This is a genomic window from Agathobaculum faecis, from assembly GCF_014287995.1.
In the GTDB taxonomy this organism is placed as follows: Bacteria; Bacillota; Clostridia; order Oscillospirales; family Butyricicoccaceae; genus Agathobaculum; species Agathobaculum ammoniilyticum.
The window spans coordinates 131,757-148,563 of record NZ_JACOPL010000004.1; the positions used below are offsets into that span (position 1 = coordinate 131,757).

Here is a 16,807-nt window from a genome sequence, read left to right on the forward strand (position 1 = left end):
ATGTCGAGGGAACATTTTTTTGCAAAAGGAGGATGCGGTATTCTCACGAAAACCGCGCTAAACACATGAGAACAGGCAACCTTGTACCACTTGCCGCTCTGACGGCCCTGCTGCTGTTCGGGGTGGGCTGCACCGCTGATAGAAATGGTCAGCAATCCGATATTCCACCCGTAAATGACGCAGTCGCTTCCGCCGACGAGATGGCCGGCGTAGAAGACGTTGTTGCGGAGGATATGACACCGATCGACGGCTCTCAGATCAGGGACGGCGTATACGATATAACGGTAGACTCCAGCTCATCCATGTTCCATATCGTCGCCTGTCGGCTTACCGTAAAGGACGGAAGCATGACCGCACAAATGACCATGGGCGGAGCCGGCTACCTGTATGTCTATATGGGTACGGGCGAGCAGGCCGCAGCCGCAGACAAGACGGCATATATCCCGTTTGTCGAAGAGGCCGCAGGCGCCCACACCTATACCGTGCCGGTCGATGCGCTGGATGCTGGCATCCCCTGCGCCGCATTCAGCAAAAACAAGGAAAAATGGTACGACCGCACGCTGGTGTTCCGCGCCGATTCCCTGCCGGTTGACGCTTTTGCCGATGGCGTCGTAACAACGCCGGAGGAGCTGGCGCTGGCGGATGGCAGCTATCAGGTTGACGTCGCCCTGGAGGGCGGCTCCGGCCGCGCGAGCGTGGAATCGCCCGCGCAGGTGACGGTCAGGGACGGCGAGGTCACGGCAACTATCGTCTGGAGCAGCTCGAACTACGACTACATGAAGGTTGCTGATGTGCGCTATGACGCTGTCATTGAAAACGACCGTTCGGTGTTTACCATCCCTGTGGCCTGTTTTGACTGGAAAATGGCGGTGGTTGCTGATACGGTTGCAATGAGCCAGCCGCATGAAATTGATTACGCGCTACGCTTCGATTCGGCTTCCCTTTCTCCGGCGGCATCATGAAAAGGCATGGAATGGCGGCGGCCATCCTTTCGCTTGCCGTTCTGCTGGCCGCCTGCTCCCCCGCATCCGAGCCGGTGTCAGGTGAGCCTTCCGCAGTCAGTTGGGACAGCCTCACGGTGGAAAGCGGCCTTGACCTGCAATACGCCGACCAGTTCACAGTCGATTATTACACCGGCGGCTATGCGTTAATCCATATTGTCGACGGCAACGATTATCTTGTCGTTCCGGAAAACAAGCCGGTGCCGGATGGGCTGGCGGATACGACCGTTGTCCTTACGCAACCGCTGGACCATATCTATCTGGTTGCAACCTCTGCCATGGACCTGTTCTGCGCGCTGGACGGTATCGGCAGCATCCGGCTGTCCGGCACAGACGAAAGAGGCTGGTATATTGATGAGGCCAAAGCCGCAATGCAAAACGGAGCGATGCTGTACGCCGGCAAATACAGTGCGCCGGATTATGAACTGATTTATGCTGAGCAATGCGATCTGGCGGTCGAATCGACCATGATCTATCATTCACCCGAGGTGAAAGAACAGCTCGAACGGTTGGGCGTACCCGTACTGGTAGAGCGCTCCAGCTACGAGAGCAGCCCGCTGGGGCGCATGGAGTGGCTGAAGCTGTACGGAGTGCTGCTGAACCGTGAGGAGGCGGCGGAAGCCATATATCAGCAGGCGCTCGACAGCCTGCGGCCTGTGATAGAGCAGGAGAACACCGGCAAGGCCGTCGTGTTCTTTTATATCAATTCCAATGGTTCCGCCAATGTCCGCAAGTCCAACGACTATGTGGCGAAAATGATCGAAATGGCGGGCGGAACATACATCTTCAGCGACCTTGGGAATGACAACGCACTCTCTACCATGAATATGCAGATGGAGATGTTTTATACGGGAGCCAAAGACGCGGATGTCATCATCTATAACAGCACGATTGACGGGGAACTGCATTCCATCGACGAGTTGCTGGCCAAAAGCCCGCTACTCGCTGATTTCAAGGCGGTCCGGAACGGCGACGTGTGGTGTACCGGACAAAACCTGTTCCAGTCCACGATGGGCCTTGGCGATATGATTCTGGATATCCACGCCGTACTGACCGAAGAGGCTCCGGAACCTCTGACCTACCTGCATCGGCTGACATAAAAGAAGGTACCTATGGAAGAAAAACGAACCAGGCGTTATATCTTATCCTTCGGCATGCTGGCCATACTGCTGCTGGCCCTGCTGATCTGGAACATCCATTCGGGCAGCCTGCATCTGTCCGTCAGCGAAGTGCTGCACATCCTGCTGTTTCGCAGCGGTGAAAACGCCGCCGTCATCTGGGACATCCGCCTGCCGCGCATTCTGGCCGCGGTTTTACTGGGAGGCGCGCTGTCGGTTTCCGGTTTTCTGCTGCAGACCTTTTTTGCCAACCCTATCGCCAGCCCGTTTATTCTGGGCATTTCATCCGGTTCCCGACTGATGGTTTCGCTGGCTTTGGTGGGCGCACTTGCGCACGGCCTGATCATCGGCTCGGCGCTGATGATTACGGCGGCCTTTGTGGGCGCCATGCTATGCATGGGGTTTGTGCTGCTCATTTCCCAGAAGGTCAGGAAAATGTCGCTGCTCATCATCTGCGGCGTAATGATCGGCAATATCTGTTCTGCGGTTACGGATTTTGTTGTAACCTTTGCCGATGATTCCAATATCGTCAATCTTCATAACTGGTCAATGGGCAGCTTTTCCGGCATTTCATGGGAAAACATTTACATCATGGCACCCGTTGTGCTGGCCGCGCTGCTGCTTACCTTCCTGCTCTCTAAGCCGATCAGCGCCTATCAGATGGGCGAGGTCTATGCGCAGAATATGGGGGTGAATATTCGGGCCTTCCGCTTATCCCTGATTTTGCTGTCCAGCCTGTTATCCGCATGCGTGGCCGCTTTTGCCGGACCGATCTCGTTTGTCGGCATTGCGGTACCGCATCTTGTAAAAAGCCTGTTCCAGACTGCCAAACCGCTTCTGATCATCCCCGGCTCTTTTCTGGGCGGCGCGGCCTTCAGCCTGTTCTGCGATCTGATCGCGCGCACAGCTTTTGCTCCTACCGAACTAGGCATCAGCTCAGTAACAGCGGTTTTAGGCGCACCGGTCGTCATTTACATCATGGTGCGCCGCAGGATGCAGGCAGGATGAAAGGAGGAAGCCGCTGTGGATACCTATAAAATCCGCACGGAACACATGACAGTAGGGTATCGCGGCGTTCCTCTGATCCGCGATATTGAGATTCACGTCCGCAAAGGCGAGATCCTGTCGCTCATCGGGCCGAATGGCGCAGGTAAATCCACTATATTGAAAAGCATCATTCGGCAGCTTGCCCTGATTGGCGGGACCGTATATCTGGACGGCCGCGCGATGCGCAGCCTGTCGGAGCAGACAGTTGCACAGTCGATGTCCGTCCTGATGACTGAGCGTGTCCAGCCTGAACTGATGACCTGCGGGGATGTAGTCAGCACGGGACGGTATCCCTATACAGGGCTTATGGGCGTTTTATCCGCCGCTGACCGCCGCAAAGTGCGGGAAGCTATGGCGCTGGTGCATGCGGAGGAGCTGTATGACCGCGACTTTTCGCAGATCAGCGACGGGCAGCGGCAGCGCGTACTTCTGGCACGCGCCATCTGCCAGGAGCCTGAAGTAATCGTGCTTGACGAGCCAACCTCCTTTCTGGACATCCGCTATAAGCTCGAATTATTGTCTATGCTCAAACAACTGGTGCGCGAAAAACAACTGGCGGTCGTTATGTCCCTGCACGAGATCGATCTGGCGCAAAAGGTATCCGATCACATCCTTTGTGTCCGGCACAACGCGGTAGACCGCTACGGCACGCCGGAAGAGATTTTCTCCGGCGGCTATATTGCCGAACTGTATGGAATCACCTCCGGTTCCTATAATGAAGCCTTTGGCTTTCCGGAACTGCAGGCAGCGCGGGGGCAGCCGCAGGTGTTTGTCATCGGCGGAGGCGGCAGCGGACTCCCGATATACCGCCGCTTGCAACAGCACGGCATCCCGTTCGCCGCCGGAATCCTGCATGAAAACGACATGGATTATCCTGTCGCGTCCATGCTGGCAGCGGAGGTCATTTCCGAACATGCCTATCAGCCGATCACCAAACAGACGTTACAGTCCGCATGTGCTGTAATGGATGCCTGCCGATATGTGTTCTGCCCATGCCAAACGTTCGGCCCGCTCAATCAGGCAAACGAACATCTGCGGCAGAGGGCAGGCCGCAAATTATGCGACGAGATTCCCGACTTGCCTTGCGAAGCATAGGAGGGCAATGGGATTGGCGCCTCCGGTGTATCCGCACGGTTCACGGGAAACGGTTTATTTTTGCTCCCACGCCGGTTTTATTTTATCGTAAAAGGCAGGCCGGTGCATGGAGTCAAGCCATATCAGTTTATCATGATACCGAGCGGCGCGCTATCCTTAAGCGAAATGATTATACCAGAGCGGCTGTGGTATCACAGCCGCCCCTTTTTCTTTGTGATATAAATTCACTTATAAAAGAAGTTCAAGAGTATATGTATGTAAAAACGCATTCGCCCTCCACTCCGCGCAAGGCTCATCAGCAAGGGCAAGATCTATCCTATTGTCTAAACAGAAACCGGCTTCACAACGCCACAGTTCGGCAGTTTTATCCGGCAGAGCCCCTCCCCCATTTTGGCACTTTGGCAGATCACAACCCACACAGCCTCGGATCTGATCCGAGACTGTTCTTTGTATATTGACACCCTGTCTGTTCTCACCAACCTAAAGGCCGGTGAAAACACTCAGCGCTTTACAGGATGGTAGTCGTTCCGCCACGATACGGAAGAAACCAAACAGGGAATGGCCTGATGAGAGGAGGCAGCAACCTGACGGCTGTACAGATCGAGCGTAAACGTATGCCGGTAGATCAGGCAGTTTTTGTCCGACGGGTTATTGCTGCCGCCGAACACCAGATTCCCCAAAGAATAGGCAATCTGCACCCAAATCAAACTCGTCCGAAACGGCCCTGCTTTGGTAGGCTGCAGCCACGCCCTCCTGCGCCCAGCAACTCATCGAGAACTCTGAACCGTCCTATGCGCCCGACTGCAGCCCGGCCAGCACGGCCTTCAACACGGAGGTACAGACTGTTTTCCGCACCATGCGGCACCTCTCTCTTTCTTATAGTACCAAAGTTACTATATTTCAGGCAATATTGCAAGACATTTTGCATAGTTATCCGACGGGAGCATGTGGATCGACAAGGAAATTGGGACTAAAAAATCGCACTTTTCCATCAAGAAAAAGTGCGATTATATGGCGGAGAAGGTGGGATTCGAACCCACGTGACGTTTTACCGTCAACTCGATTTCGAGTCGAGCTCGTTATGACCACTTCGATACTTCTCCATTTTGCGCCTGTCCTACAGGCGCTTAATTATTTTACCATATGCTGCGCTGAAACACAAGGCTTTTTTCATTTTCCATCCGGATTTTTATTTTACCAAGAAGGCGTCCGGCAGATAGCGGCCCTCCGGATTCTTGGAAAGTGTGGTCGGGCTGGTGATTTCCCGTCCGTCGTACACCATAACCGAGGACGAGCCTCCGTCCAGCATGGAGGCTTGGTATGCGCCATAGCTCTCCATGATCTCGCCGCAGCGCTCGATCGAAATGCCAAACGAGTGGAACTGCCGCCCGTCCACGACCAGCATAATCACAGTGCCGTCCTCTGCCTGTCCGATCGCAGTACGCGGCTGCTCTTCATTCAGCCCCGTACCCGCGACCAGGTTTTCCCCATTAATGATAAGCGCCGGATGGAATTCGACCGCATCCCGCAGATTGGAGGTATCGCTGAACGCGCCGACCTGCAAATGGTCGTTTTCATCGAAGCCGATGATCTTCCAGCCGTCTCCGACCGCGCTCTGCAGTTTCCTGCCCTCGCTTTTCAGGAACCCATATGGCAGCCCGCCTGTACCGTTCCCCTCATAATCGGCAAAGCCGGATGCGTTGATGCCGAGTATAGCGTCATACGCGCGCGTTATGTCCGACACATAGGAGCCATATTCAAACAAGCCCTCGCAGGTGCCGACAATCACACGCTCCGGCTGCTTGCACAGCGCCAGCTTACCCGCATACTCCATACCGAGCGCGTCCTCGCCGACCATCTCCGCGATCAGGATACCGTATTCCGCGTTGATCGCTAACACCGTATCCCCCTGCTTAGTCGTTATGCCGGTATGATAATCCCTTTTGTCCGCTTCGCCGATCAGGTCAATATCAATATGGTCGTATCCGTTGGCTATGTACTCCGGATTGTCCTGAAGGAATTGCTCAAAGCTGTCCCTGTCCAGTTCGGAAAAGGTCTGGTAAAAACGCTCCTTGGGGGTGGATGCCGTCGCCGTATGATTTCCACTGTCTCCCCAGGCGCTTTCCGCGCCCTCCTGCTTCTGGTTCAGCAGATAGCGTTTCACCATGACCTCCTCGATAATATCGTGTGGGATAAACCAGGTGGCCAGCCACTGATGCGTCATCGTCCCCATTGCGGTCTCGATATACCACTCTCGCCAGCGTGTTACAAATGCATTGGGCGTATACAGCAAAAAGGGGTAGACCACGGTCAGGCATATCATAAAAAAACAGGTTAGCCCTAAGGCAAAGCGGTGTCTGGCGCCGTTCATGGTCTGTTTTCTCCCCTTTTACGCTTTTTCTATTTCCCGCTGCGGCGGCGCGGGCTGTGGCGGCGAGCCGTTGCGCTTTTCTTCTCCTGCGGCTGCGCCGCAGGAGATTTTTCCGCCTTCTGTCCGCGGGCCGACAGCGCGGCCTCCACCTTTTTGCGGATACGTTCCGCCGCCTCCGCGCTCAGCGCATAGGCGCGGGACGGGGTATGCGCGTCCACCCGCGGTTCATTTTTTTCAAACCGCGCGTATGGGTCGTTTCTCCGTCCACGGCCGCGGGATACGGATGCGGCGGCGGTGCGCCGCGCGCGCGGTGCGGCCGCTTTCGCGCGCTGCTCCAGCTGCAGCTCCGCCGCTTTTTCCCTACGCGGCGCACGCTTGGCAGGCGCGGCTTTGCGCGCCTTCTGCTTCTCGGCCTTCTCCCGCTCCGCTTCAGCCGCTACCGCCTCTGCGGGGGCATTTTCCGAAACCAGCTTGCGGCGGGTGCGGGTATTCGTCGTTTTGCGCTGGCCGCTCTCCCGCTCTGCGGAGGCCGCTGGCTTTTCCTCATGCGGGATCTCGCCCGCGACCGGTATCTTTTTCCCGATCAGCTTTTCGATATCCGCAAGATACGGCCGCTCGCTCCGGTCACAGAACGAAACCGCCGTCCCCTCCTGTCCGGCGCGGCCCGTGCGGCCAATGCGGTGGACATACGTTTCCGGAATATTGGGCAGCTCGAAATTGATCACAAGCGGCAGCTCGGTGATATCGATGCCACGCGCCGCAATATCGGTCGCGACCAGCACCGCAATCTTGCAGGCCTTGAAATCCGCCAGCGCGGTCTGGCGCTGGTTCTGCGATTTATCGCCGTGGATCGCCTTGGACTTGATGCCCGCGCGGTTCAGGTCGCGCGCCACACGGTCCGCACCGTGCTTGGTGCGCGTAAAGACCAGCGTTTGATGCACGTTGCTTTGACGGATGACTTCGGTCAAAAGTTCCCGCTTTTCCGCTTTTTCGACCAGGTACACCTTTTGCTCAATTTTCTCGACCGGCTTGGCGGACGGCGTAATCGAGATCCTTGCCGGATTCTTCAAAAGCCTGTTGGCCAGCGACGCAATCTCCTGCGGAATTGTCGCGGAGAACAGCAGCGTCTGCCGTTCCTCCGGCAGATACTTGATAATGCGCTTGACATCTGGGAAAAAGCCCATATCCAGCATGCGGTCCGCCTCATCCAGCACAAAGCATTCCACCTTGTCCAGCGAAACCAGCTTCTGCCCCATCAGGTCCCACAGCCGGCCGGGTGTTGCGATCAGGATATCCGCGCCGCGCTGCAGCGCTTCCACCTGCGGCACCTGGGAAACGCCGCCGAACACCACCGCGGCTGTGCAGCGCGTATAGCGCGCGTACTGACACACATTTTCATAAATCTGCAGCGCCAGCTCGCGGGTCGGCGTCAGGATCAGCGCCCGCACCGCGCCCGTTTCCCCCTGCGCGCATAAGCGTTGGATGATCGGCACGGAAAACGCGCACGTCTTACCCGTACCGGTCTGCGCGCAGCCCATCAGGTCGTGTCCGTCCAGAACGGGCGGAATCGCCTTCTGCTGGATCGGCGTTGGCTGCTCATAGCCCGCCTCTTCCAGCGCTTTGAGAATATTTTTTTCGATCTTTAGTTCTTGAAATTTCATAATATCGTTTCGTTTCCTTTTTTGAATTGGCTGATTCCGGCAAATCCCGCTTGCCCGAACGCACCGCCTTGTGTTATACTATTATAGTACGTTTTTATGCCCCCATTAAATCTGAGGTGAATCTTTTTGCTGCATCTTTTAGCCCATGTGGTACCCGAAGCGTTTTTCGATGTCGTCAAAACCGTACCTCTGCTGCTGCTGGTTTATGCTTTGCTTTACTATATCGAAAACCGCCTCACCAACACCCCCGCGCTGTTGTCCCGCGCGGCGCAATTCGGTCCGGTCGTCGGCGCGCTGGCCGGAACAATCCCACAATGCGGGTTTTCCGCAGCCGCGGCCGCGCTCTTTTCCGCCGGCTATCTCGCCCCCGCGACACTGGTCGCCGTCTTTCTGGCTACCTCCGACGAGGCGGTGCCCGTTATGCTGGCCGGCGGTGCAAGCGTGCCGCAGGTCGTGCTGCTGCTGGCGGTCAAATTCGGCATTGCGGTGATCGGCGGCTATATCCTGCGTTTTACCGTATTCCGTTCCCACCGCGCGGAAAGCGGCGAAGCGCTGGAGATCGAAATGACCGCCTGTGACTGCAGTGCAGGCTCGCCTATTTGGAGCGTTGTCTGGCACACGCTCAAGACCGCGTTCTTCCTGTTTGCCGTACTGCTTGCGCTGAATCTCGTGGTACACGGCATCGGCGAGGAGCGCGTCGCCGCCCTCATGCTGTCGGACAGCATTTTCCAGCCGCTGCTCTGCGCGCTGCTCGGCCTGGTACCCAGTTGTGCGATGAGCGTTTTGCTCTCCGAGCTTTTCGTCAGCGGGACGATCAGCTTCGGCGCTTTGATCGCCGGCCTGTCAACCGGCGCCGGCTTCGGCTACATCGTCCTCTTTGAAGAAAAAGAGGGCCGCCGGCGCGCGCTTCCAGTCATTGCGGCCACGCTCGCCGTTGCAGTCATCGGCGGCACGCTTGTCCAGTTCTTTTACGGATAACACAGCCGGTATTTTCAACAGCCTCTCCTATACGGAGCGGCTGTTTTTTATCCCAGCTCGTGCAGCAGCCCGAGCGCCTCGTGCGCCCAGGTCATGTCAATGCGCGCAAAATCCCCGCCGGTGGTATACAGGTAGTCCTCCACATCACCGTGTATGCGCTGGTAAACCGCCCCCGGCATAGCGGCGTATTGCTCCGCCCCGTCCGACAGCACGGCAACGAACCGGATATCCCCCGTGCGCTCGTCCAGTTCATGAAACAGCAGTTCAACCACATCCAGATCGTGGTCCAGTTGGGTAAACAGCAGCAGCTTCATGATCTCAACCGTGCGGTCGTCCAGGCCGTGCTCCAGAATATTGATCTTTTCGCGGAACGCGTTCATACTGTCCACAATACGCAGGGTATAGCCTGCCAGCGGGTCGAATTCCGCGCGGGGCGCTTCGCCCTCCTCCGGCCACAACCAGACCATAAACTGATTCGACATATCATGGTACAGGCAGGGGTACACCACCAGCACGGTTTCGCCGCAGTTTGGGCATGCGACGCGGAAGCAGGACAGATCCTGCACCTTAGCCCGCAGTTCGGGATTACGGTCAATATTGATATGGTCGAGCATCTTATGGTCGGTCTCGGCCTGACAATGCGGACAGGTAACGGTCATAGCTGCGTTTTCCTCCTCGATATATGCCCAGTTATTTTATAGTATACCACAAAATACCGGATATAGGCAAGCAATCGCGCCGGATTTATCCAGCACAGAAAAGCAGCGCACGGCCCGCGCCGCGCGCTGCTGTATCCGGTTTCAGACAGACCCCCATACCAGCGGGTCGTGCGCGGCCAGACGAACTATCCAGACCGCCGCCCAGAGTGTCATTACACCCCAGAGCAGCGCCCGCTCGCGTGTTTTGCTGCCAAGCAGCGGTTTTTTCCCGAACAGGACATATAAAACCACCGGCGGCAGCACATAGACCATCGGATGATACCGAAACGCTGCCGCAAAATCCAGGCGCAGCAGCGCGTATACCGCGCGAGACAGGCCGCAGCCTGGGCATGGCACGCCGGTAAAATGCTGCACCGGACAGCCCCACCCTAGCAGGGAAGCGCTGAGGCTCGCTGCTCCGAACAGCAGCCCGATCACAAGCACGCCGAGCAGCCCCGCCCCGAAACGCCCGCGCATCAGCCCTGATAGGTTTCGCGGAACTCGAGGAACTCGTCGTAGGTGCATTCCTTGTCCAGAACGCCCTGTTCCCGTATCTCGATGATGCGGGTCGCAATGGTCTGCACAAACTCATGGTCATGCGAGGCGAACAGCACCGTACCCTTAAAATCGCGCACGCCGTTGTTCACGGCAGTGATGGATTCCAGGTCCAGATGGTTGGTCGGCTGGTCGATGACCAGCACATTCGAACCGAACAGCATCATTCGGGCAAGCATCAGGCGCACCTTTTCGCCGCCGGACAGCACGCGCACCGGCTTATACACATCATCGCCCGAGAACAGCATCCGTCCCAAGAAGCCGCGCAGCGTGGACTCCAGCGTATCGGTCTGGGAATAGGGTGCGATCCAGTCGAGCATGTTTTCCTCATGGCCCTCGAAAAAGTCGTTGTTGTCTTTGGGGAAATAGCTCTGCGAGGTGGTCACGCCCCACTTGAAGCTGCCCTCGTCCGGCTTAATCTCGCCCATCAGGATTTGGAACAGCGTGGTCATGGCCAGCTCATTATCCGAGATAAAGGCGATCTTATCACCGCGGCGCACAATGAAAGACACATTATCCAGCACCTTTTCCCCATCAATGGTTTTGGAAATGCCGCGCACCTCTAAGATATCCTTTCCCGCCTCGCGGTCCTGCTGGAACGCGACCCACGGGTAGCGGCGCGAGGAGGCCGGCAGCTCCTCGACAGTCAGCTTGTCGATCAGCTTGCGGCGGCTGGTCGCCTGGCGCGATTTGGACTTGTTGGCCGCAAAGCGCTGGATGAAGTTCTGTAACTCCTTGATCTTTTCCTCGTTCTTGCGGTTCTGGTCTTTAATCATGCGCTGGATGAGCTGCGAGGACTCATACCAGAACTCGTAGTTGCCCACATACAGCTTGATCTTACCGTAATCGATATCCACAATATGGGTACATACGTTATTGAGGAAATGGCGGTCGTGCGACACCACCAGCACAGTGCCCTCAAAGTCCGCGAGGAAGTCCTCCAGCCAGCGCACCGCCTGGATATCCAAGTGGTTGGTCGGCTCGTCCAACAGCAGGATGTCCGGCTTGCCGAACAGCGCGCGGGCAAGCAGCACCTTGACCTTTTCCACGTCCCCGAGGTACTGCATCTCGGTATACAGGATCGCGTCCGCGTCCAGTCCCAGGCCGTTGATGAGCTGCCCCGCCTCGGTTTCCGCGTCCCAGCCGCCCATCTCAGCAAACTCGGCCTCAAGCTCGGCGGCCTTGTTGCCGTCCTCCTCGGTGAAGTCCTCCTTGGTATAAAGCGCGTCCTTTTCGCGCATCACTTCCAGCAGACGCGGGTTGCCACCCAGCACGGTATTCAGCACGCTCTCCTCATTAAAGGCAAAGTGGTCCTGCTTAAGCACGCTCATGCGGGTCTTGGCCGCGATGGACACCGTGCCGGTCGAGGGGTCGAGGTCGCCGGACAAGATGCGCAGAAACGTGGATTTGCCCGCGCCATTGGCGCCGATAACGCCATAGCAGTTGCCCTCGGTGAATTTCAGGTTTACGTCTTTGAACAGCGGCTCGCCGCTGAAGTTCAGGCTCAGGTCGGTAATCGTGATCATATCGCGTTCGTCTCCTCCATCCATTTTTTCAAATCTGTATCAGTATACCATATAAACGCGGTTTTTCACAGTTTTTTTACAACCTTTCCCGCATTTTTGTTCATCTTGTATTGAAACCGGCCGCGCGGAGCGCTATACTATATTTATTCTTATCGTTTAAGGAGGTCTTTCCCTATGTCCAACCTGATGCAAGTCATCCAAAGCCGCCGCTCCACGCGCGCGTTTCAGGCCGAGCTCCCGCCCAAGGAACAGATCATGCAGCTTGTCGAGGCCGCCGAGTGGGCGCCCTCCGGCGTAGGCAAATACCTGTGGCATTTTACAGTCGTTTACAGCGCGGAAAAATCCTACAAGCTCGCCCGCGCAGTCGCTGAGGTGGACAACCGCGGTCCGGAATACAACTTTTACGGCGCTCCGGTCAACATCATCATCTCCTATCAGCGCGGCGAGCACCACGCTTTCGTCGACGGCGCCGCCGCGATGGAGAACCTGCTGCTCATGGCCACCGAGCTGGGGCTTGGTTCTTGCTGGATCAACCAGCTGCGCGAGACCTGCGACATCCCCTCGGTGCGCGCGCTGCTGACCGAATACGGCGTGCCGGAGGACCATATCGTCATCTGCTCCGCCGCGGTCGGCTACATTGCAAAGGAGACCCCCGCCAAGCCTCGCAGGGAGGGTACGGTCACGTTTACGGAATAAAAGGAGGCGCGCCGGTATGGACGCACAGATCGCAAAGTTAAAAGAATGGGTCGATGCGAGCGACAATATCGTTTTCTTCGGCGGCGCAGGCGTATCCACGGAAAGCGGCATCCCTGACTTCCGCTCGGTGGACGGGCTGTATAACCAGCAGTACAAATACCCGCCCGAAACCATTTTGAGCCATACGTTCTTCATGGCTGAGCCGGAGGAATTTTTCCGCTTCTACCGTGCAAAAATGCTTGCGCTGGACGCGCAGCCCAACGCAGCGCACCGAAAGCTGGCAGAATGGGAGCGCATGGGCAAGTGCCGCGCGGTCGTCACGCAAAATATCGACGGGCTGCACCAGAAGGCCGGCTCCGAAGAAGTGCTTGAGCTGCACGGCTCGGTTCTGCGCAACTACTGCATGCGCTGCCGCAAGCCGTACGACGTACGTGACATCGCCGCGGGCAAGGGCGTACCCAAATGCACCTGCGGCGGCACCATCAAACCGGATGTCGTCCTCTACGAAGAAAGCCTGGACAGCGTTACAATCAACAAAAGCGTCGAATACATTGCAAATGCGGATATCCTGATTATCGGCGGCACCTCGCTGGCTGTTTATCCGGCCGCGAGCCTGATCGATTATTACCGCGGTAGCAAGCTGGTACTGGTCAACAAAACCTCTACCCCTGCCGACCGCCGCGCGGATCTGGTCATCCACGCGCCGATCGGCGAGGTTTTCTCACAGCTTTAAAAGGCGCCCCCCAAGCAGCGCAACAGCCGGCTTTGATAAAACAACTATTTTCCGTTCCGTATATTTCTCCCTTTTTCGGCCATACTATTGCAAAACCAAGAGGGGAGATTTTTCAAATGATCGATAAAATCGCGCTGACACTCGCTATCATCGGCGGCCTGAACTGGGGCGGCGTCGGCTTGTTCGGCTTTGACCTCGTCGCATTTCTGTTTGGCGGCTCCGCCAGCGTAATGAGCCGTATCGTCTATTGCCTGGTCGGTCTGGCGGCGGTCTGGTGTATCTCGCTTCTGTTCCGAAATGTCCAGGAGCCTGTAGAGCGACATGCCTCCTGAACAAAAAAGAACACCCGATCGGGTGTTCTTTTTTGCACTTCCATCTTTCATGCGAGCGCCTGCTCCAGGTCGGCCAGAATATCCTTGATATTTTCCGTACCGATCGAAAGCCTGATCGTGTTCGGCTTGATCCCTTGGTCGAGAAGCTCCCGTTCGTTGAGCTGTGAATGCGTCGTGGTCGCTGGATGGATCACAAGGCTCTTAACATCTGCCACATTGGCCAGCAGGGAGAATATCTGCAGCTTATCGATAAAGTGATGCGCCTCCTCCTGCCCGCCTTTGATCTCAAACGTGAAAATAGAGGCGCCGCCCTGCGGAAAGTATCTCTGATAAAGTGCATGATCCGGATGCTCCGGTAAAGAGGGATGATTGACGCGCTCTACCTTGGGGTGCGCTGCCAAGAACGCAACGACCTGTTTTGTATTCTCCGCATGCCGTTCCAGCCGCAGCGACAGCGTTTCCACCCCCTGCAGGAGCAGGAACGCGTTAAACGGCGATATTGCCGCGCCCGTATCGCGCAGCAGAATCGCACGGATGTAGGTGACAAACGCCGCTGAGCCAGCCGCCTTGGTGAACGATACGCCGTGATAGCTGGGATTTGGCTCGCTGATCGGTGCGTACCGGCCGGACGCCGCCCAATTGAATCTACCGCTGTCTATAATCACACCGCCGAGCGTTGTTCCATGTCCCCCAATAAACTTGGTCGCCGAGTGAACGACAATATCCGCCCCATGCTCGATCGGCTGGATCAAATAGGGCGTGCCAAAGGTATTGTCGATCACCAACGGCAGGCCGTGCCGGTGAGCGATCGCCGCGATCGTATCGATATCAGGAATGTCACTATTCGGGTTTCCCAGAGTCTCCAGATAAACCGCCTTTGTATTCGGCTGAATGGCCGCTTCCACCGCCGCAAGATCATGCGCATCCACAAAAGAGGTCGTTATTCCATACTGCGGTAGGGTATGCGCCAACAGATTATAGGTGCCGCCGTAGATCGTCTTTTGCGCCACGATGTGTTCCCCTGCCTGTGCCAGCGCTTGTATCGTATAAGAGATGGCCGCCGCTCCTGACGCGGTCGCTAACGCAGCCGCGCCGCCCTCCAGCGCAGCGAGACGCTTCTCCAGCACCTCCTGCGTCGAATTAGTCAGGCGGCCATAGATGTTCCCTGCATCCTCCAGGCAGAAGCGCGCCGCCGCATGGGCGCAGTTCTGGAAAACGTACGAAGCCGTCTGGTAGATCGGTACCGCGCGTGCGCCGCTTGCCGGATCCGGACTTTCCTGCCCGATGTGGAGCTGCTTGGTTTCAAACGCCCAATTTTCGGTATTTTTTATTGTTGTCATGGTAAGTGCTTCCTTTCCCTTTTGGTTTGTCATTACCGTTATTTCCACAGAAGCTGCGTCACATTCGCCCAAACCGAAAATTAGACCGCAGCAGCGTTTTTAGCCAAAAGCACATGGCGGCTCCTTCCTTAATTTCATATTATTCCAATAGGAATAATCAAATTATAAACTTCCCTACTTTACTTGTCAACCCCCTGTATAGAAAAAACCCGCTGCAAAATGCAGCGGGTTTTTGAAAACAGCGAATTTTCAGAATGCGATCTTCTTGGCAAGGTAGTCTGCAACATCCTCAATCCGGATGCGCTCCTGTTCCATGGTGTCGCGGTCGCGCACGGTCACGCAGCCGTCCTGCTCGGTTTCGAAATCGACCGTGATGCAGTAGGGGGTGCCGATCTCATCCTCGCGGCGGTAGCGCTTGCCGATCGAGCCAGCGTCGTCGAAATCGACAGAGAACTGCTTTGCCAGCATTTCCCACACCGGCATTGCCTTTTCCGACAGCTTTTTGGACAGCGGCAGCACGGCCGCCTTGAACGGCGCGAGCGCCGGATGCAGGCGCAGCACGGTACGCACGTCGTCCTTGCCGTTCTTATCCTGGCCGACGACCTCTTCGTCGTAGGCATCGCACAGGAAAGCGAGCGCCACGCGGTCCGCGCCGAGAGACGGCTCGATGACGTACGGGATATACTTTTCGTTCCCCTCCTGGTCGAAATACTCCATGGAAACGCCCGAAGTTTTCTGGTGCTGGGTCAGGTCGAAGTCGGTGCGGTCCGCGATGCCCCACAGCTCGCCCCAGCCGAACGGGAACAGGAATTCGATATCCGTGGTGGCATTGGAGTAGTGCGACAGCTCCTCCGGATCATGGTCGCGCAGACGCAGGTTCTCGTCCTTTATGCCAAGGGACAGCAGCCAGTTATGGCAGTAGTCCTTCCAGTATTTGAACCATTCGAGGTCGGTGCCAGGCTTGCAGAAGAACTCCAGTTCCATCTGCTCAAACTCGCGGGTGCGGAAGGTGAAGTTGCCAGGCGTGATCTCATTGCGGAAGGACTTGCCCACCTGTCCCACGCCAAAGGGGATCTTCTTGCGGGTAGTGCGCTGGATATTCTGGAAATTGACAAAAATACCCTGCGCGGTCTCCGGCCGGAGAAAGATCTCATTCTTGGCATTTTCGGTTACGCCCTGATAGGTCTTGAACATCAGGTTGAACTGGCGGATATCGGTGAAATTATGACCGCCGCAGTTCGGACAGGCAAGCTGATGCTCGTCAATATACGTTTTCATCTGCTCGTTGGTCCAGCCGGCCGGATTCTCGCCGGCCTGCTCCTCGATGAGCTGGTCTGCACGGTGACGGGTTTTGCAGTCCTTGCAGTCCATCAGCGGGTCGGAAAAGCCGCCGACATGGCCGGAAGCGACCCAAGTGGTCGGGTTCATCAGGATCGCCGCGTCCAGACCGACGTTATACGGACTCTCCTGCACAAACTTCTTGCGCCACGCGGCCTTAACGTTGTTCTTGAACTCCACGCCGAGCGGGCCGTAGTCCCAGGTGTTGGCCAGGCCGCCGTAGATCTCCGAGCCGGAGTATACGAAGCCGCGGCCCTTACACAGGGCAACGATCTTTTCCATGGTTTTTTCGCTGTTGTTCATTTTACATTCTCCTTT

At 56.7% G+C, this 16,807-nt stretch carries 16 protein-coding genes and 1 tRNA gene; 8 read left to right on the forward strand and 9 right to left on the reverse strand.

Going from position 1 to position 16,807, the window contains the following annotated elements; genetic code table 11:
* The first annotated feature begins 32 nt into the window (after positions 1-32).
* Genes H8S45_RS05660 through H8S45_RS05675 form a run of 4 tightly spaced genes read left to right on the forward strand, consistent with a single transcriptional unit; the run spans position 33 to position 4,261 of the window.
* Positions 33-962, forward strand: coding sequence for a hypothetical protein (locus tag H8S45_RS05660; RefSeq protein ID WP_147573845.1), 930 nt, complete (start codon positions 33-35; stop codon positions 960-962).
* Positions 959-2,101 carry an ABC transporter substrate-binding protein gene (locus H8S45_RS05665; RefSeq protein ID WP_082396726.1) on the forward strand — a complete coding sequence of 381 codons (1,143 nt, stop codon included), beginning with the start codon at positions 959-961 and terminating at the stop codon, positions 2,099-2,101. Before H8S45_RS05660 ends, H8S45_RS05665 begins: the two co-directional genes overlap by 4 nt.
* 12 nt (positions 2,102-2,113) lie before the next feature.
* Positions 2,114-3,127, forward strand: coding sequence for a FecCD family ABC transporter permease (locus H8S45_RS05670; RefSeq protein ID WP_054326168.1), 1,014 nt, complete (start codon positions 2,114-2,116; stop codon positions 3,125-3,127).
* A 15-nt stretch (positions 3,128-3,142) separates the two neighbouring features.
* Positions 3,143-4,261: an ABC transporter ATP-binding protein gene (locus H8S45_RS05675; protein ID WP_390126225.1), complete on the forward strand. Its 1,119-nt coding sequence runs from the start codon at positions 3,143-3,145 to the stop codon at positions 4,259-4,261.
* 500 nt (positions 4,262-4,761) lie between these two features.
* On the opposite strand, the gene H8S45_RS05680 is transcribed toward H8S45_RS05675, so the two are convergent.
* From H8S45_RS05680 to H8S45_RS05695, 4 genes are all read right to left on the reverse strand, one after another.
* On the reverse strand, positions 4,762-4,959 hold the full coding sequence (locus H8S45_RS05680) for a hypothetical protein (protein WP_054326167.1): 198 nt from the start codon (positions 4,957-4,959) through the stop codon (positions 4,762-4,764).
* A gap of 314 nt (positions 4,960-5,273) precedes the next feature.
* Positions 5,274-5,364 (reverse strand) — tRNA-Ser (locus H8S45_RS05685).
* A gap of 86 nt (positions 5,365-5,450) precedes the next feature.
* Positions 5,451-6,632: a phosphodiester glycosidase family protein gene (locus tag H8S45_RS05690; RefSeq protein WP_054326166.1), complete on the reverse strand. Its 1,182-nt coding sequence runs from the start codon at positions 6,630-6,632 to the stop codon at positions 5,451-5,453.
* Between the two features lie 29 nt (positions 6,633-6,661).
* Positions 6,662-8,293 carry a DEAD/DEAH box helicase gene (locus tag H8S45_RS05695; protein WP_147573846.1) on the reverse strand — a complete coding sequence of 544 codons (1,632 nt, stop codon included), beginning with the start codon at positions 8,291-8,293 and terminating at the stop codon, positions 6,662-6,664.
* A gap of 126 nt (positions 8,294-8,419) precedes the next feature.
* On the opposite strand from H8S45_RS05695, the gene H8S45_RS05700 reads away from it, so the two are divergent.
* Positions 8,420-9,271, forward strand: coding sequence for a putative manganese transporter (locus H8S45_RS05700; RefSeq protein WP_054326164.1), 852 nt, complete (start codon positions 8,420-8,422; stop codon positions 9,269-9,271).
* A gap of 47 nt (positions 9,272-9,318) precedes the next feature.
* Here the strand turns inward: H8S45_RS05700 and H8S45_RS05705 are convergent, their stop codons facing one another.
* The 3 genes from H8S45_RS05705 to H8S45_RS05715 all read right to left on the reverse strand — a co-directional run bounded on the left by H8S45_RS05705 (position 9,319) and on the right by H8S45_RS05715 (position 12,050).
* The gene (locus H8S45_RS05705) at positions 9,319-9,930 is read right to left on the reverse strand and encodes a CpXC domain-containing protein (RefSeq protein WP_054326163.1); all 612 of its coding nucleotides are present in this window, start codon (positions 9,928-9,930) and stop codon (positions 9,319-9,321) included.
* 141 nt (positions 9,931-10,071) lie between these two features.
* A complete protein-coding gene (locus tag H8S45_RS05710; RefSeq protein ID WP_186949792.1) occupies positions 10,072-10,446 on the reverse strand; it encodes a DUF2752 domain-containing protein in 375 nt (124 codons plus the stop codon).
* Positions 10,446-12,050: an ABC-F family ATP-binding cassette domain-containing protein gene (locus tag H8S45_RS05715; RefSeq protein WP_107630688.1), complete on the reverse strand. Its 1,605-nt coding sequence runs from the start codon at positions 12,048-12,050 to the stop codon at positions 10,446-10,448. The genes H8S45_RS05710 and H8S45_RS05715 overlap by 1 nt, the downstream gene beginning before the upstream one ends.
* Positions 12,051-12,224: 174 nt before the next feature.
* Here H8S45_RS05715 and H8S45_RS05720 point away from each other — a divergent pair, with 174 nt between their 5' ends.
* The 3 genes from H8S45_RS05720 (at position 12,225) to H8S45_RS05730 (ending at position 13,811) form a co-directional block, all read left to right on the forward strand.
* Positions 12,225-12,746: a nitroreductase family protein gene (locus H8S45_RS05720; protein ID WP_107630689.1), complete on the forward strand. Its 522-nt coding sequence runs from the start codon at positions 12,225-12,227 to the stop codon at positions 12,744-12,746.
* A gap of 16 nt (positions 12,747-12,762) precedes the next feature.
* Positions 12,763-13,479 carry an NAD-dependent protein deacylase gene (locus H8S45_RS05725; protein ID WP_054326330.1) on the forward strand — a complete coding sequence of 239 codons (717 nt, stop codon included), beginning with the start codon at positions 12,763-12,765 and terminating at the stop codon, positions 13,477-13,479.
* A 116-nt stretch (positions 13,480-13,595) separates the two neighbouring features.
* A complete protein-coding gene (locus H8S45_RS05730; protein WP_054326161.1) occupies positions 13,596-13,811 on the forward strand; it encodes a DUF378 domain-containing protein in 216 nt (71 codons plus the stop codon).
* A gap of 47 nt (positions 13,812-13,858) precedes the next feature.
* On the opposite strand, the gene H8S45_RS05735 is transcribed toward H8S45_RS05730, so the two are convergent.
* Positions 13,859-15,151 carry an O-acetylhomoserine aminocarboxypropyltransferase/cysteine synthase family protein gene (locus H8S45_RS05735; protein WP_054326160.1) on the reverse strand — a complete coding sequence of 431 codons (1,293 nt, stop codon included), beginning with the start codon at positions 15,149-15,151 and terminating at the stop codon, positions 13,859-13,861.
* A gap of 249 nt (positions 15,152-15,400) precedes the next feature.
* Positions 15,401-16,792, reverse strand: a complete 1,392-nt coding sequence (locus H8S45_RS05740; protein WP_054326159.1) for a glycine--tRNA ligase — start codon at positions 16,790-16,792, stop codon at positions 15,401-15,403.
* Positions 16,793-16,807 lie beyond the last annotated feature (15 nt).

Bases quoted from the DNA above. Each gene is read 5' to 3' on its own strand.
- H8S45_RS05725 (WP_054326330.1), top strand. From the start codon at position 12,763: ATGGACGCACAGATCGCAAAGTTAAAAGAATGGGTCGATGCGAGCGAC.
- H8S45_RS05660 (WP_147573845.1), top strand. From the start codon at position 33: ATGCGGTATTCTCACGAAAACCGCGCTAAACACATGAGAACAGGCAAC.
- H8S45_RS05710 (WP_186949792.1), bottom strand. From the start codon at position 10,446: ATGCGCGGGCGTTTCGGGGCGGGGCTGCTCGGCGTGCTTGTGATCGGG.
- H8S45_RS05695 (WP_147573846.1), bottom strand. From the start codon at position 8,293: ATGAAATTTCAAGAACTAAAGATCGAAAAAAATATTCTCAAAGCGCTG.
- H8S45_RS05715 (WP_107630688.1), bottom strand. From the start codon at position 12,050: ATGATCACGATTACCGACCTGAGCCTGAACTTCAGCGGCGAGCCGCTG.
- H8S45_RS05720 (WP_107630689.1), top strand. From the start codon at position 12,225: ATGTCCAACCTGATGCAAGTCATCCAAAGCCGCCGCTCCACGCGCGCG.
- H8S45_RS05705 (WP_054326163.1), bottom strand. From the start codon at position 9,930: ATGACCGTTACCTGTCCGCATTGTCAGGCCGAGACCGACCATAAGATG.
- H8S45_RS05670 (WP_054326168.1), top strand. From the start codon at position 2,114: ATGGAAGAAAAACGAACCAGGCGTTATATCTTATCCTTCGGCATGCTG.
- H8S45_RS05740 (WP_054326159.1), bottom strand. From the start codon at position 16,792: ATGAACAACAGCGAAAAAACCATGGAAAAGATCGTTGCCCTGTGTAAG.
- H8S45_RS05665 (WP_082396726.1), top strand. From the start codon at position 959: ATGAAAAGGCATGGAATGGCGGCGGCCATCCTTTCGCTTGCCGTTCTG.
- H8S45_RS05730 (WP_054326161.1), top strand. From the start codon at position 13,596: ATGATCGATAAAATCGCGCTGACACTCGCTATCATCGGCGGCCTGAAC.
- H8S45_RS05735 (WP_054326160.1), bottom strand. From the start codon at position 15,151: ATGACAACAATAAAAAATACCGAAAATTGGGCGTTTGAAACCAAGCAG.
- H8S45_RS05690 (WP_054326166.1), bottom strand. From the start codon at position 6,632: ATGAACGGCGCCAGACACCGCTTTGCCTTAGGGCTAACCTGTTTTTTT.